Source organism: Actinophytocola sp. KF-1 (genome assembly GCF_054661535.1).
The window spans coordinates 1-14,537 of sequence record NZ_BAAFVK010000003.1 but is presented as its reverse complement, the minus strand read 5'-3'; the positions used below and the strand labels follow the sequence as shown (position 1 = coordinate 14,537).

The 14,537-nt window shown below is 74.4% G+C and carries 12 protein-coding genes; 10 read left to right on the top strand and 2 right to left on the bottom strand.

Features of this window, described 5'->3' with window-relative positions:
* The first annotated feature begins 122 nt into the window (after nucleotides 1-122).
* The 8 genes from ACYQ77_RS10335 (at nucleotide 123) to ACYQ77_RS10300 (ending at nucleotide 9,139) form a co-directional block, all read left to right on the top strand.
* Nucleotides 123-335, top strand: a complete 213-nt coding sequence (locus ACYQ77_RS10335) for a hypothetical protein (protein WP_459709814.1) — start codon at nucleotides 123-125, stop codon at nucleotides 333-335.
* A gap of 34 nt (nucleotides 336-369) precedes the next feature.
* Complete coding sequence (locus tag ACYQ77_RS10330; protein WP_459709812.1) at nucleotides 370-1,050, top strand: hypothetical protein; 681 nt, start codon at nucleotides 370-372, stop codon at nucleotides 1,048-1,050.
* Nucleotides 1,047-3,224 carry a PDZ domain-containing protein gene (locus ACYQ77_RS10325; RefSeq protein WP_459709810.1) on the top strand — a complete coding sequence of 726 codons (2,178 nt, stop codon included), beginning with the start codon at nucleotides 1,047-1,049 and terminating at the stop codon, nucleotides 3,222-3,224. Before ACYQ77_RS10330 ends, ACYQ77_RS10325 begins: the two co-directional genes overlap by 4 nt.
* Nucleotides 3,225-3,237: 13 nt before the next feature.
* A complete protein-coding gene (locus ACYQ77_RS10320) occupies nucleotides 3,238-4,878 on the top strand; it encodes a B12-binding domain-containing radical SAM protein (RefSeq protein ID WP_459709808.1) in 1,641 nt (546 codons plus the stop codon).
* Entirely contained in the window at nucleotides 4,875-6,398 is a 1,524-nt protein-coding gene (locus tag ACYQ77_RS10315; protein ID WP_459709806.1) for an aldo/keto reductase, read from the top strand. Before ACYQ77_RS10320 ends, ACYQ77_RS10315 begins: the two co-directional genes overlap by 4 nt.
* A gap of 104 nt (nucleotides 6,399-6,502) precedes the next feature.
* A complete protein-coding gene (locus tag ACYQ77_RS10310; protein ID WP_459709805.1) occupies nucleotides 6,503-6,769 on the top strand; it encodes a hypothetical protein in 267 nt (88 codons plus the stop codon).
* A 31-nt stretch (nucleotides 6,770-6,800) separates the two neighbouring features.
* Nucleotides 6,801-7,994 (top strand): MDR family MFS transporter, encoded by a 1,194-nt coding sequence (locus tag ACYQ77_RS10305; protein ID WP_459709804.1) that lies wholly within the window; start codon nucleotides 6,801-6,803, stop codon nucleotides 7,992-7,994.
* Nucleotides 7,995-7,999: 5 nt separating this feature from the next.
* Nucleotides 8,000-9,139: a GNAT family N-acetyltransferase gene (locus ACYQ77_RS10300; protein WP_459709802.1), complete on the top strand. Its 1,140-nt coding sequence runs from the start codon at nucleotides 8,000-8,002 to the stop codon at nucleotides 9,137-9,139.
* On the opposite strand, the gene ACYQ77_RS10295 is transcribed toward ACYQ77_RS10300, so the two are convergent.
* Nucleotides 9,132-9,314 (bottom strand): hypothetical protein, encoded by a 183-nt coding sequence (locus tag ACYQ77_RS10295; protein WP_459709800.1) that lies wholly within the window; start codon nucleotides 9,312-9,314, stop codon nucleotides 9,132-9,134. The genes ACYQ77_RS10300 and ACYQ77_RS10295 overlap by 8 nt on opposite strands.
* A gap of 126 nt (nucleotides 9,315-9,440) precedes the next feature.
* On the opposite strand from ACYQ77_RS10295, the gene ACYQ77_RS10290 reads away from it, so the two are divergent.
* Nucleotides 9,441-12,419 (top strand): AfsR/SARP family transcriptional regulator, encoded by a 2,979-nt coding sequence (locus ACYQ77_RS10290; protein ID WP_459709798.1) that lies wholly within the window; start codon nucleotides 9,441-9,443, stop codon nucleotides 12,417-12,419.
* A gap of 163 nt (nucleotides 12,420-12,582) precedes the next feature.
* On the opposite strand, the gene ACYQ77_RS10285 is transcribed toward ACYQ77_RS10290, so the two are convergent.
* Complete coding sequence (locus tag ACYQ77_RS10285; protein ID WP_459709796.1) at nucleotides 12,583-13,557, bottom strand: GlxA family transcriptional regulator; 975 nt, start codon at nucleotides 13,555-13,557, stop codon at nucleotides 12,583-12,585.
* A 22-nt stretch (nucleotides 13,558-13,579) separates the two neighbouring features.
* Here ACYQ77_RS10285 and ACYQ77_RS10280 point away from each other — a divergent pair, with 22 nt between their 5' ends.
* The gene (locus ACYQ77_RS10280) at nucleotides 13,580-14,329 is read left to right on the top strand and encodes a GNAT family N-acetyltransferase (RefSeq protein WP_459709794.1); all 750 of its coding nucleotides are present in this window, start codon (nucleotides 13,580-13,582) and stop codon (nucleotides 14,327-14,329) included.
* Nucleotides 14,330-14,537: the final 208 nt, after the last annotated feature.

Here is a 14,537-nt window from a genome sequence, read left to right as displayed (position 1 = left end):
CGGTCGGTGGTCCCTCGGGAGTCACTACAGCGCGATTGCCGGCCCGTCGGGACCGGTGTTTCGCTGCCTGGGACATGCCGCCCGGGACGCGTCCTGGGGCGCACCGGAGAAAGGTGAGGAATATGCCGGAGCAGGAACACCCCGAGAACGCCGGAACGTCCACGCCCGCGTCGCTCGACATCGGCATCGACGAGCTGCTGGAGGCGCTCAACGACCTCGAGAAGGCGCAGGCCCTGATGGCCGAGCGCGGCTGGACGAGCAAGGACCTCGTGGCCAGGGCCGAGGCGCTCAACAAGTGGCTCGTCGAGTCCATGGCGGCCGTGAACGTCGTCTGACCTGCCGGCCACGGACGGGAACGAGGAGGGTCACGTGCCAGGTGCGAACCGATTCCACGACCTGGTCCGCCGGCTGCGCGCCGCACCGGCCGACGGGTTCGCCGCCCACGCGGTGGCCGCGCTGTCCGAGCCGCTGGACTGGCTCGACCTGGTACGTGGCCGTCTCGAGGAGATGACCGCCGGGGCGCTCGTGGCCGGCACCCGGCGCGTCCTCGTGCCCGGGGTGGAGCCGAAGACGTTCCTGCTGCACGACGAGCCGGGGCGCTTCCGCGTCGTGCTCAACCACTTCGACCGGGACAGTTTCGAGTGCCACCGGGCCGAGGGCCGGATCTCCCCGCACTTCCACCGGTTCAGCTTCGCCACGCGGATGCTGCGCGGCGACTACCACCACATGCTGTTCGACAACGGCGGCGACCTGCGCTCGCCGCGGCTGTCCCTGTGGCACCACACCAAGGACGTCCCCGGCCACGTGTACTACCTGCCGTGGGACGAGTTCCACTGTGTGCTCGCGCCCGCCGACGGGACCATGTCGCTGCAGATCCGCACCCCGGTGCGGTACCGGGCGCCCCAGACGCGGGTGGCGCCGCCCGACCGCGACCTGCTCGTGGCCCGCGACGCGGCGCTGACCGCGCTCACCGAGGACCCGCCGGGGAGCCCGGCCGCGGGCACCGTGCCCGGGTTCGCCCGCCGCTGGCTCGCGGAGGTCGCGGCATGACCTCGCTGCTGCGGCCCGGAGCCGCGACCGTCCCCGCCCCGCCCGCCCGCGCCGCGTTCCTCGGCTACGCCGCGGACGTGGTCGCCGAGGTGCTCGCCGCCGCCGTGCCGCACCGCGGCGGGAAACCCGTGCCGGTCAACGGTTTCCGCCTCCGTGCCCACCACGAGGACACGCCCGTCCACGACGTCCCGGCCGCCGCCGGGGGTGGTTTCGCCGGGTACCTGGACGCGCTGCTGCGCATCACCGTGCCCCGGGTCGCGGGCGTGCCGACGAGGAACGCCCGGTGGCGTGCCGGCGACGAGCACGACCGCTGGTCGGTGCACGACGACCCCTCACCCGACTTCGTCTTCGCGTTCCCCCTGCCCCCGGTCGGCGCGCCACCCGCGGACCCCCTGGGGTTCGCCGCCGCGGTGCTCGCCGCGCTGCTGGACACCGTCGACCTGTGCCACGACGGGTGCCCCGTCGACGTCGACGAGCTGGTGGCGGACGGGCGGCGGGTGCCGCTGCCCACCACCGGGTGCGCGGCCCCGGATCTGGGTTCCCGCAAGGAGATCCCCGGCAGCGGGCTGCAGCCGTTGCACACCGTGGCGGCCACCGAGCCCACGATCGTCACGGTCGCGCGGCACTGGGCGCTGCTGTCCACAGTGGTCACCGTCGCGCCGCTGACCGCGGCGGGCGTGCCCGCGCTGACGCTCGCGGGCCCGGCCGCGAACCGGGTCGACGGCTTCCAGCTGCGGGACCTCTCCGGCTGGCTCGTCGAGTCCGACTGCCACCCCGCGGAGATCTACGAGTACCTGGCGCGGGTCTGCAACGTGGCCTGCAACTTCTGCTACCTGTACGGCAACCCCGACGACCTCGCGGTCGCGCGCGGCAAGAAGGTCATCACCGACGACGAGATGACCACGCGGCTGCGGTACTTCATGCCGCGGGCGCGGCGGATGCTGTTCAAGTCGCAGTGGGAGATCAACGAGTTCCTCGTGGACCCCAAGCTGCCGAAAGTGCTGCGCGAGCTGCGCGCCAGGAGCGCGGAGGAGTTCTACTTCATCACCAACGGCAGCCCGCTGCTCCCCCGGGTGATCGACCTGCTGGACGAGGTCAGGCCGGTCACGCTGATCGTGTCGACCAACACGATCGACGCGCCGCTGCGCACCCAGGTGATGAACGAGCGGCGCACGCAGACCGCGACCGCGCTGTCCTGCCTGGAGCGGCTGTCGGAGCGGCGCATCCCGTTCGGGCTGAGCTTCGTCGCCACGCCGGAGTTCCCGGCCGCGAAGCTCGCCGAGGCGATCGAGAGGATCGAACCGCTGCGCCCGGCGATGATCCGGGTGAACCTGCCCGGCTTCACCCGCGACCATCCCTACGTCATCCCGTTCGACACCGAGGCGGTGTGGGCGAAGGCGGCCCGCGAGGTGGCCGCGCTGCGCGACCGGTTCCGCACGCCGATCGTGATCATCCCGAGCGCGTACGAGGCGAACCTGCGCTACGCGGACCCGCACGAGGCGCGGATCACCGGTGCCGTGCCGGGGTCGCCCGCGGCGCGGGCGGGCTTCCGGTCCGGGGACGTGGTCGAGCGCGTCGGGTTCCTGCCGGTCGAGTCGCGGGCGGAGGTGCAGTCGCTCGTCATGATGCTCACCCGGCCGACCCCGATCGTGGTGCGCCGGGGCGGTGCGACGATCACGCTCACGCTGGACCCCGGCGCGCCCGCGGAGTACCCGTACACCGGGCACCTGATCGGCAAGTACGTCGTCCCGCACGGCCTCGTCGTCGCGCCGTCGCTCAGCCGGGGCGACGCGGGGACCGTGGCCGCCGCCATCGAGGGCGCGGGCGCCACCCGGCCGTGGCTCGTCACGTCGCCGCTGATGGCGCCGCAGGCGAAGGCGTTCGCGCGGCGCTGGCTGCCGGAGCACGCCGGGTCGCTGCACTACGTGGTGGCGCGCAACGAGTACCTCGGCGGCAATATCCAGGTGCTGGACATGGCCACCGTCGACGACATCCACCGGGCGGTGTGCCGGGAGAAGGAACGCACCGGCGCCGAGCCGGACCTGCTGCTGGTGCCCGGCACCGGGTTCAACCGGCAGGGCCGTGACGTGTCCGGCAGGCACTGGGGCGACCTGCGCCGCGCGCTCGGCGTCCCGGTCCGGCTGCTCGACGTGACCACCCAGTTCCTGTTCTGACGGAGGAGTCGCCATGCCCGTGACCGCGGCCCTGGTCCGCCCTCCGGTCGACGTCCTGCACAAGTTCTCCAAGCCCGTGGAATGCCTCGCGCTCGCCTACCTCGGCGCGGCGCTGCGCAAGGCCGGGCACGAGGCCGTGCTGCTCGACGGCATGATGCACGAGTGGAGCGTCGAGGACACCGCGCGGCGGGTCCTCGACGCGCGGCCGGACTTGGTGGGGTTCACGGTGGTGCTCAACCACCTGCCGCCCCAGGTCGAGGCCATCGCGGCGCTGTTGCGGGCGGGCGGCTTCCGCGGTCCGGTGCTCGTGGGCGGGCACGCCGTGTCGTTCTTCCCCGACCGCGTGCTGGCCGCGGCCCCGTCGGTGGACGCGGTGATCCGCGGCGAGGGTGAGGTGCCGGTCCAGCGGGTCGCGGACGCGGTCGCGGGTGGGCGGTCGTGGCGGGACGCGCCGGGGGTGTGCACGCGGGACGGGGCCGGGGTGCGGCAGAACCCGGTCCGCAGGCTGACCGACCTCGACCTGCTCGGCCACCCGGCCCGTGACCTCACCGCCGAGGTCATCGACAACGACGGGCTGGCGGCGATGTCGACGAGCCGCGGCTGCTACGCCCGCTGCACGTTCTGCAGCATCCCCCGCTTCTACGGCCTGGAGCGCCCCGGCCGCGGTCTCCCGTCGGGCGACTGGCTCGGCAGGGACGTCGACAGCATGGTCGCCGAGGTGCTCGACCTGCACGAGCGGTTCGGCCTGCTGGAGCTGCTGATCGTGGACGACGAGTTCTTCGGCGGCAGCGGCGGTGGGCAGGAGCGGGCCGCCGAGTTCGGCGACCGGCTGGCCGCGGCGGGCTCCCCCGTCGCGCTCGCGCTGTCGTTCCGCGCGGAGAACGCCGAACCGGACGTGCTGCGGCGGTTGCGGGCCGGCGGGCTGCGGCACTGCTTCGTGGGCCTGGAGTCCGGTGTGGACAGCGACCTCAAGCTGTACGGCAAGGCGCACACGGCCGACCAGAACCGTGCGGCCGTGCGGGTGATCCGCGACCTCGGGCTGTCGTTCCAGCCGGGGTTCATGATGTTCCACCACGACTCCACGATCGGGCAGCTGCGCCGCAACATGGACTTCCTGCGCGACATCGGCGAGTGCAAGCCGGTGACCGTGAACAGCGCGGTGGACCCGCACTTCGGCACGCCGATGCTGCGGGTGATGCGCCGCGAGGAGGTGCTGGCGGACCACGGCACGCACCTGTCGGCGCGCTTCAAGGACCCGAGGGTGGCGGTGGCCAAGCGGGTGGCGGAGGACGCGGCGGCCGGGTTCCAGGAGTACATGAACACCATCGCCGCGGTGCAGTCGGCCATCACCTACGAGTGGCGGCGCCCCACCCCGGGCCGGACCCCGAAGGGCCAGACCGCGGTGGACGCTTTCGAGCGCGGCGTCAACGAGGCGTTCGTGTCGGTCGTGGACGAGGCCCTCGCGAGCCTCGACGCGGGCACCCCGGCCGACGCGGTGACGACGGCGGCCGCCGACCGGCTCACCGCGGTGCGCGAACGACTCGAGGTGTCGCGGTCGCTGCTGCTGCTCGCGTTGCAGCGGCTGGAAGGCGGAGTGCGGTACCGGACGCAACGCGAACGCATCGATGCCGCACGGGGCGTCCCGGCGGCATGATCGCCGACCGGGTCGTGCTCGGCACGTGGGGCCTCGCCGGGTCGTACACGGTGGACGGCGCGCCGAACGGCTACGCCCAGCTACCCGCCGAGCAGGTGGACGCGGTGCTGGACGCCGCGTGGGCGGCCGGGCTGCGGTGGGTGGACGTCGCGCCGGGGTACGGGGCGGGCGCGGGCATGCGCGCACTCGCCGACTGGCAGCGACGCCGGGGCCGGACGTGGCACGCGGTGGTCAAGCCAGGCCGGGCTGTGGGTGCCGAGGGGCCACGCAGCGACGTGACGATCGCCGGCGTCGCCGAGGAGTTGCTGGTCATCGAGGCGGTACTGCCCGACGCGGCCGGGGTGCTGGTGAAGGACCCGCCGGAGGCAGCGTTCACCGACGGCTCGCTGCCGTCGTTGCTGAGGTGGCTCGCCCACCGCGCCGGCACTGGCTCGATCGGCGGCACGGCCTTCGGCCCGATCCTGGGCTCGACCGGCGGCCCGGCCTCCACTCCGACCGCGAGCATCGCCTCGGTCAGCGGCGCAGCCGCCAACTCGGGCCCCGGCCCGACCTGCACCACAGCACCCGGCTCGACCCCCAACCCGACCCGAGACACCACCACCCTCAACAGCCCAACCTCCACCGGCCACGCGAACCCCCGCCCGGCCCACAGCCCAGCACCCGGTTCGGACTCCCTCCCGATCGGAGACTCCGCCGACATCGGCGGCGCAGCCGCCAACTCGGGCCCCGGCCCGACCTGCACCACAGCACCGGACTCGACCCCCAAACCGACCCGAGACACCACCACCCTCAACAGCGCAACCTCCACCGGCCACGCGAACCCCCGCCCGGCCCACAGCCCAGCACCCGGTTCGGACTCCCGCCCGATCGGAGACTCCGCCGACATCGGCGGCGCAGCCGCCAACTCGGGCTCCGATCCGGCTCACACCACAGCACCCGGCTCGACCCCCAACCCGACCCGAGACACCACCACCCCCAACAGCCCAACCTCCACCTCCACCAGCCGCGCACACCCGCGCCCGACCAGCGACCGAGCCCCCGCACCGGTAGTCGGGATCGCCACGCACCGGCTCGACCTCGCGGCTCGGCTGGGTGAGCCGCCGGTCGCCGGGGCGGTCGTGCAACTGGAGTACCACCTGCTCAACAGGCACGTCGCCGTGCCGGTCGCGGCGGCACTGGCGGCGCGTGGCTGGCGGGTGTGGGCCATGCAGCCACTGGCCTACGGCTTCCTCGGCGGCCGGTACGACGCCGCCACCCGCTTCCCCGCGGACGACTGGCGGTCCCGCATCCCCCCTCGGGTGCGTGCCGCCTTCGCTGCCTCCGCCGCGCTGCTGCCGGTGTGGCTGCCACCGGCGCTCCGCGGGCGGCCACTCGCCGAGGTGGCGCTCGCCTGGTGCCTCGCCGACGAGAACGTCGCGCGGGTCGTCGCCGGGCCGCGTCGTGTGGCGCACGTCGGCTCGGTCGTCCGGGCCGTCGCGCTCGCCCCCGCGCTCGCGGACCGCGTGCGCGACATCGCCTGACCGGCGCCGCGTCCTCATCCCGGGCAAGCCGCGGGCCCGTTGCGCGAGCGGGTCTTGAGCGAGTCTTGAGGCGGTCCCGAGGTCGCGCACACATGGTCGTCGGCATGACAGCCTCCGAACACGACGCGCGACTGCGCTCTGACGTGCTGGCACTGGCCGACAAGGTCGACGCGCGCATCCAGGGCGTGCTGGACCGGCTCCACATCGACAGCGCGGACCCCCGGTACGAACGGGTCATCGACGCGATCATGGGGCTGTGCCTCGTCGTCGACGCCGCGCGGGCCTACGCGCACGACGACGTCGCGCACGGCGACGACCTCGCGAAGTCCGTGGGCCGCTACGCCGGCCGGGTGCTCGACGGCGTCGAGTGAGCTGTCAGCGCCCGGCGCTACGGTGCGCGGTGTGACAGCTGCCCCCGAGCCGGCCACGCGGCCCGGTGCCGCGAAAACCCCGCTGCCACCCGTGTTCCGGGCGCTGTGGCTGGGCACGCTCGTCAACCGGCTCGCGACGTTCGTCGCCCCCTTCCTGATGCTCTACCTGGTGCGTGACCGGGGGGTCGCGCCGGTGACCGCGAGCGCGCTGCTGACCGTGCAGGGCGCAGGCCTCGCGTTGTCCAATGTGGCCGGTGGCTGGCTCGCGGACCGGGTCGGCAGGCGCGGCACGATGATCGCGGGCCTCGCCACGACGGCGGGGATCATGGCGCTGCTGCCCTCCGCCGGTCCGCTGTGGACGGTCGCGGTGCTGGTCGCCGCGCTCGGGCTCACCGCGGACCTGCACCGGCCCGCGCTCAACGCGTTCGTCGCCGACGTGGTGGCGCCGGACGAGCGGGCCCGCGCGTACAGCATGCTGCACTGGGCCACCAACCTCGGCCTGACCGCCGCGCTGGCGGGCGGCGGGCTGATCGCCGAGGCGAGCTACGCCTGGTTGTTCCGCCTCGACGCGGCCACCACGCTGGGTTTCGCGCTCGTGGTGTGGTGGCTGGTCCCCCGCGACGGCCACGACCGCCGGCCGCCGCCTGGGGACCCGGCCCAGGGGCGCTCGCCGTGGCGGGACCCCCGGCTCCTGGCGTTCTCGGTGATCACCTTCCTGGTGTTCCTCGTGTTCTTCCAGAACTTCGTCACGCTGCCGCTCGCCGTCACCGACCTCGGCCTGACGGCGGCGGACTTCGGGCTGGTCCTCGCGGTCAACGGCGTGGCGGTCGCCATCCTGCAGCCGCTCACCGCCGCCCGCCTCAAGCGGTTCCGGCCCGGCACCGCGCTCGCCGCCGGTTACCTGCTGATCGGGGCGGGCTACGGGCTGGTCGCGTTCGCCACCGACGTGCCGGCGCTGGCGGGCACCGTGCTGGTGTGGGGGCTGGGCGAGATCGTCGTCGTCGCGGTCGGCACCGCGTACGTGGCGAGCCTCGTCCCGGCGCACACCCGCGGCCGGTACCTGGGCGTGTACGGCGCGGCGATGGCCGCCGCGGTGGCCGCGGCGCCCCTGGCCGGTACGCTCGCCTACGACGTCCACCCCGACGCCCTCTGGTTCGGTTGCGCCGCGGTCGGTGTGCTGACCGCCGCCTGGCAGCTGCGGCTGGGGCGGGCCCCCGCGAGATGAGGCCGATGACCACCCGACGCGCGTCCCGGATCGCCGAGCTGGCCGCGGACTGGCGGACCGCGCTGCCGCACCGGTCGATCCTGACCACACCGGAGTGGCTGGCCACCGACGAGGAGGGCCGCCGCGACGAGGGCCGGTACGTGCTCGCCGGCGACGCGGGCCTGGTCGCCCAGCGGGTGGCCGCGGGCACCTTCCCGACCAACGACCCGATCGCGCTGCTGCTGTCCGGCGACGTGGACGAGGCGACCGACCCGGCCGCGTACGCGGAGATCACCGCCATGCGTGCCCGGCTCGCCGGCCGGCTCACCGCGGCGGGCTACCCGGTGGCGACCGCGACGCTGCCGAGCGGTTACCTGCCGGGTGTCGTCGGCGACCCGGCCGCGTTCCCCGCGATGCTCGATGAGCTCGCGGCCGCCGCCCGCGACTGGGACTGCCCGGTCACGGCGGTGCCGCACGTACCCGACGGCGACCTACTGACCGGCCTGCTCACGGACCGCGGCTACCTCGGTTTCGCCGCGCTCGCGCAGGCCGAGCTGGCGCTGGACCCGGCGTGGCGGGACTTCGACGCCTACCTGGCCGCGCTGCCGAAGCGGCGGCGCAACACGGTGCGCCGGGAACGCCGCGAGTTCGCCGGTGCGGGCATGGTGGTGCGCGAGGACCGGCTCGGGGAGCGCAAGGCCGAGATGGCGCGGCTGCACACCGAGCAGCTGCGCCGGCACGGCCACGAGATCCCCGACGAGGTCATGCACGGGCTGCTGGACCGCATCGAGCGGCACCTCGCGCCGTGGTGCCGGGTGCTGGTGGCCGAGCGCGACGGCGCGCTGGAGGCGTTCGCGCTGTGCTACGCCCACAGCGGCGAACTGCACGTCAAGATGGCCGGCCTGTCCGCGGACGCGCAGCGGCACTTCGGGTACTTCGCGGTCTGCTACTACGAGGTCATCGCGTACGCGCTGCGGGCACGGCTGCGCACCGTCGTGTTCGGCCCGCTGACCTACCAGGCCAAGGTCGCACGCGGGTGCGGGCTGGCACCCCGGTCGACGTACGTGCGGGTCCCGGCCGGGCTGACCGGCGAGGTGACCGAACTGGCGGCGCTGCTCGACCGCCACCACCGCGCCACCTTCGCCCGTCTCGGCGGGGTCACGTGACCGGTTCGACCGGGATGCCATCGCGCCCGGCGCGGCGGCTGCCCCAGTCGTGGAGAAGCTGCGGCGCCGGGGCCAGTCCCCGCACGTACTCGGCGCGCCGCGGCAGGCACGCGCACATGGTCGCCAAGCACCTCGGCAGGGGCAGCACCGAACAGCAGCGCAGGCGCTGGGTCACGCCCCTGGCAACCGTAGGACGGCAGGGTCGACAGGTCCGGGCACGGGCCGCGCCGCACGGGTACCGTTCGACAACTGCGGGAAGTCGAACGGTGCGTTGTCTGCGGGGGTTTCGGTGCGTTTGGGCGTGCTTGGGCCGATCGAGGTGTCGTCTGCCGGACGCCCGGTCGCGCTCGGGGGCGGCCGGGACCGGCTCCTGCTGGCCGCGTTGCTGCTGAACGCCGACCAGCTGACCCTGACCAGCCAGCTGATCGCCCTGCTGTGGGAACGGCCGCCGACGACGGCGAAGGCGCAGGTGCACAACATGATCAGCCGCCTGCGCAAGCGGCTCGGCGACGGCACCGGCGACCTGATCCTGTCCCGGCCCGGCGGGTACGAGCTGCGCCTGCGCGGGCACGAACTGGACCTCGTCGAGTTCCGGGCGCTGGTCGAGAAGGGCAGGCAGGCCCGGGCGGACGGCAGGCTCGAGGCCGCCGTCCGCACGTTCGACGAGGCGCTGGCGCTGTGGCGCGGGCCCGCGCTCGCCGACATCGCCGAGGACTTCGCCCAGGACACCAGGCACGCCCTGCACGAGGAGCTGCTCGCCGCCGCGGAGGCCCAGCTCAGCGCCGAGCTGGCCCTCGGCCGCCACGACGACGTGCTGCGCAGGGTCGCGACGCTGATCGTCGACCACCCGTACCGGGAGCGGTTGCACGAGATCAAGATGCTGGCGCTCGCCGGTGCGGGCAGGCGCGCCGACGCCCTGGCCGCCTACCAGGACGCCTACCGCCGCCTCGTCGAGGACCTCGGGGTGGAACCCGGGCCGCCGCTGCGGCGCCTCGAACAGCGGATCCTCAACGGTGACCACGTCGTGGCGCCCCCGGCCCCCGCCCGGGTGGTGCCCCGGCAGCTGCCGCCGGTGACGGCGGTGATCGCGGGCAGGGACGAGCTGATCGGCGAGGTGTGCGCCACGCTCCGCACACCCACCCCGTCCGGCCGGGTCGTGGTGCTGGTCGGGCCCGGCGGGGTCGGCAAGACGACCGTGGCGCTGGCGGCCGCGCACGCGGTCGGCGACGACTTCCCGGACGGCCAGCTGTACGCCGACCTGCGCGGGACGCACCAGCCCGCCGACCCGCACGTCGTCGTCGGCAGGCTGCTGCGCGACATGGGCGTGGACGGTGCCGCGCTGCCGGACGACCGCGACGAGCGGGTCGCGATGTACCGCGGCCACCTCGCGCAGCGGCGGCTGCTGGTGGTGCTCGACGACGCCGCGAGCGAGGCCCAGGTGCGGCCGCTGCTGCCGGGTGCGGCCTCCTGCGGCGCCGTGGTCACGTCGCGGCGGCAGCTCGCCGCCTTGGCCGGGCCGGCCAGGTGGACGGTGCCCGTGCCCGCTCCGGAGGCGGCGGCGCAGGTGCTGGCCCGCGTCGTCGGCGCGGAACGGGTGGCACGGGAACCGGACGCGGCCGCGGCGATCGCCGACCTGTGCGGGCACCTGCCGCTGGCGGTGTGCATCGCCGCCGCCCGGCTGTCGGTGCATCCCGAGTGGACGCTGGCGCACTTCCGGCGCAGGCTGGCCGAACAACGCGGCAGGCTCGACGAGCTGGCGGTCGGCGACCTCGACGTGCGGGCCAGCATCGAGCTCAGCTACCAGGCGCTGGACCCGCCGCTGCGCGGCCTCTTCCGGCGGCTCGCGCTGATCGCGGCGCCGGACTGGCCCGCGTGGGTGGCCCACCGCCTGCTCGACGCCACCGGCGGCGGACCGGTCGAGCCGGTGCTCGACCAACTCGTCGACACGCACCTGGTGGAACCGCTCGGCCGGGACGCGTTCGGGCAGCCGAGGTTCCGGCTGCACGACCTCGTCGCGGACTTCGGGCGCGAGCGCGCGGCGGCCGAGGACGAGCCCGCCACGCTCGCCCGTGCGCAATCGGCGATGCTGACCGGCTGGCTGGTGCTCGCGACGGAGGCCGACGAACGGCTCGACCACGGCATGGCGTTCGCGGCCGACCTCGCCCTGCCCGCCGACGCAGGCCCGGCACCGGCCGTGGCCGAGGCGGTCCGGCGCGCGCCCGCCGAGTGGTTCGAGGCCGAGCGGGTCGCCCTCGTCAGCGCCGTGAACCAGGCGTGCCGGCTCGGCGACGGCACGCTGGCCGGGACGATCGCGTTGCGGATCGCGGGTTTCCTCGCGCTGCGGTCCTATGAGGACGACCGCGAGCACACGCTGAACACGGCGATCGTGGCCACCGAGGCCCACGGGCACGAGGACATGCTGGTGCGGCTGCTCGGCGCGCTGTTCGCCATGCGGTCGCAGCGCGACCAGTACGGGGAGCTGCCCGCGATCGCCGCGGCGGAGCTCGCCGTCGCGCGGCGGCTCGGTGACCAGGAACGGGAGTTCCAGGCGCTCAACCACGCGGGCCGGGCCGCGCGCATGCTGGACCGGTTCACCGACGCCGCCGACGCGCTGGACCAGGCCCTCGAGCTGGCGCGCCGCGGCGCGATCCAGCCGCGGCTGCGGTGCCGGGTGCTCAACGCGCTGGCCAACCTGCACACCGACCTCGGCGAACCGGAACGGGCGGTGGAGCTGATCGAGGAGGCGGTCGAGCTCGGCGACACGGTCGGCGGCCGGACCATGGCGATCCTGTTGCGCGACTACGGCCTGGCGCTCATGGACGTCGGCAGGCACCCCGAGGCGGAACGCGCGCTGGAGAAGGCGTACGTCACCGCCCGTGCGCTGGAGGACGACCGCGGCACCGCGTGGGTCGAACAGGCGCAGGCCGACCTCGACATCAGGCTGGGCCGGTGGGCGGACGCCGAGGCGCGGCTGGACCGGTCGCTGCGCGTCCAGCAGGAGGTCGGGGACCGGGAGGGCGTCGGCGAGGTGCTGCGGTCCCGCGGCGACCTCGAAGCGGGCCGGGCCACGCCCGCGCAGGCGGTCGAGCCGCTGCGGCAGTCGCTCGAGATCTGGCGCGCGCTCGGCGCGGCGCTGCAGCAGGCACGCACGCTGGCGCGCATGGACCTGGTGTTCACCGCACTCGGCGAGAACGCCGCCGCCGAGGTGTGCCGCCGCGACTGCGCGGACATCCTCGCCGAGTTGAAGCTGGGGCCGCGTTCCCTGCGCCTGCCCCGGTAGGCGTGCCGGGATCACGGCGGAAACGGGCGGTCGCGCGCCGCTCGGCCGGCGCGGACCGCAGCAGGTACATGGGTGACGGCGGCACCCGGCCAAACCGCGGTGCGGTGCCGAGGTCGTCGCGGCCGGTCCAGCGCTCGATCACGATGCCGTCGGCGATCCGGCGCTATCCCGTGTCGTCTCGCGCGGCGGTGCGGAACCGGCGCTGGTAGGCGGCGGGGCTGATCGACAGCTTCTTCGCGAACACCCGGCGCATGCTCTCGTAGCTGGGGAACCCGGCGAGGGTCGCCGCGTGCGTCGCGGTGTGCCCCTGGTCGAGCAGCGCCCTCGCCATGTCGAACCGGATGTCCTCCACGTACCGGGCCGGCGTGGTGGACAGCTCGTCGTGGAACAGGCGGGTGAGCTGGCGGGTGCTCACGTTGAGGTGCTTCGCGAGCTCCCCCAGCGAATGCCGCCCCTGCGGGTTGGCGGTCACCAGGTCGGTGATCTTCCGCAGCGCGGGGGAACGCGGCGGCGGGCCCTGCAGCGGCGCGGAGAACTGCGACTGGCCGCCCGCACGCTGCAGGTACACCACGAGCGCGCGGGCCACCTCACGGGTCAGGTCGGGCCCGTGGTCCTCCTCGACGAGCGCGAGCGCCAGGTCGATGCCGGCGGTCACCCCCGCCGAGGTGTACGTGGTGCCGTCGCGGACGTAGATCGCGTCGGGTTCGACCTGGCACGTCGGGCACCGGGCGGCGAGCTCGTGGGTGACCTGCCAGTGCGTGGTGGCGCGCTTGCCGTCGAGCAGGCCGGCGGCGGCGAGGACGAACGCGCCCGTGCAGATCGACGCGACGCGCTCGGCGCCCGCCGCGGGCACCCGCGCGGCCTCCGCCAGCTCCCGCGGCACGGGGCGGCGCGGGTACAGGTCGGAGCCGGGCACCAGGTACGTGTGCGGCGCGGGCCCGGCGGTGACGGCGCCGTCGACGGTGACCGCGAACCCGAGGTTCGACCGGACGTCCGCCCCCGTCGGTGACAACAGGACGGTCCGGTAATCCGCGCCGAACCGGTTCGCCGCCGTGAACACCTCCGCGGGCCCCGCGACGTCCAGCAGGGTCACGCCGTCGTAGACGAGGAACGCGATCCGGCGCGGGGGCACAGCCATTCGTAGCACGGTACCGTTCGGCATGACCGCCGACAGACCGACAGTGAGCCTCGACGACGCGCCATTGCTGCAGGCCCGCAACTCCGCGGCCTTCTGGGCGGCGACCGGCACGGCGAGAGGCGACCGCGTCGTCCGCGCACGCGGCTACCTCGCCGTCGTCGGCGGCGCGCGCAACGGCACCCGCGTGCTGATCCAGGAGCCGGACCTCGACGCCGCCGAGATCGCGGAGATCACGGCACTGGTGCGGCAGGCGGCCGGACCGGTCGACCTCGAGGACCCCTACTCGGCCACCGATCTGGGCCTCCTCGGCCTGCGCGACTGGCAGATGCCGGTCATGCTGCGCGAGCCGGGGCCTGCCCCGGCCCCTGCGCTCGACGTCGTCCGGGCACTCGACGAGGCCGACCTCGTCGCCGCCGAGCGGATCGTCATCGACAGCTTCGGACTGACCCGGTTCCAGCCACCCCGTCCCGGCGACCTCTTCCCGCCCGGTCTGGTCGAGCGCGGTGACGCGGCCGTCCACCTCGCACTGGTCGACGCCCAGCCCGCGGGTGCGTGCGTGTCCCTGCTCGCCGACGGCGTCGGCAGCCACTACTGGGTCGGGACGACCGAGGCGTTCCGGTCGCGTGGGGTCGGCAGGGCCGTCATGCTGGCGAGCATCCAGCAGCTGCGGGACCACCGGCTCACGCTGACCGCCTCCCGCCTGGGACGGCCGCTGTACGAGTCGCTCGGCTACGCCGTCGCGGGAATGTCCACCTGGTACTCGTCCACGTGACGTGCCTCAGGCCGAGCCCGCGTGCGGGCTCGGCCTGTCGTGCGCGTCAGCGCAGTGTGGCGAAGAAGGTGCGGATGTCGTCGGTGAGGGTTTCGGGGACTTCGAGTGCGGCGAAGTGGCCGCCGGTGTCGTAGCGGTTCCAGTGGATGATGTTGGTGTTGTCGCGTTCGGCGAAGACCTTGATGGTTTGGAAGTCGTCGGCGAAGAC

Coding starts and splice junctions, on each gene's coding strand:
- ACYQ77_RS10335 (WP_459709814.1), top strand. CDS start 123: ATGCCGGAGCAGGAACACCCCGAGAACGCCGGAACGTCCACGCCCGCG.
- ACYQ77_RS10325 (WP_459709810.1), top strand. CDS start 1,047: ATGACCTCGCTGCTGCGGCCCGGAGCCGCGACCGTCCCCGCCCCGCCC.
- ACYQ77_RS10320 (WP_459709808.1), top strand. CDS start 3,238: ATGCCCGTGACCGCGGCCCTGGTCCGCCCTCCGGTCGACGTCCTGCAC.
- ACYQ77_RS10315 (WP_459709806.1), top strand. CDS start 4,875: ATGATCGCCGACCGGGTCGTGCTCGGCACGTGGGGCCTCGCCGGGTCG.
- ACYQ77_RS10310 (WP_459709805.1), top strand. CDS start 6,503: ATGACAGCCTCCGAACACGACGCGCGACTGCGCTCTGACGTGCTGGCA.
- ACYQ77_RS10300 (WP_459709802.1), top strand. CDS start 8,000: ATGACCACCCGACGCGCGTCCCGGATCGCCGAGCTGGCCGCGGACTGG.
- ACYQ77_RS10285 (WP_459709796.1), bottom strand. CDS start 13,557: ATGGCTGTGCCCCCGCGCCGGATCGCGTTCCTCGTCTACGACGGCGTG.
- ACYQ77_RS10280 (WP_459709794.1), top strand. CDS start 13,580: ATGACCGCCGACAGACCGACAGTGAGCCTCGACGACGCGCCATTGCTG.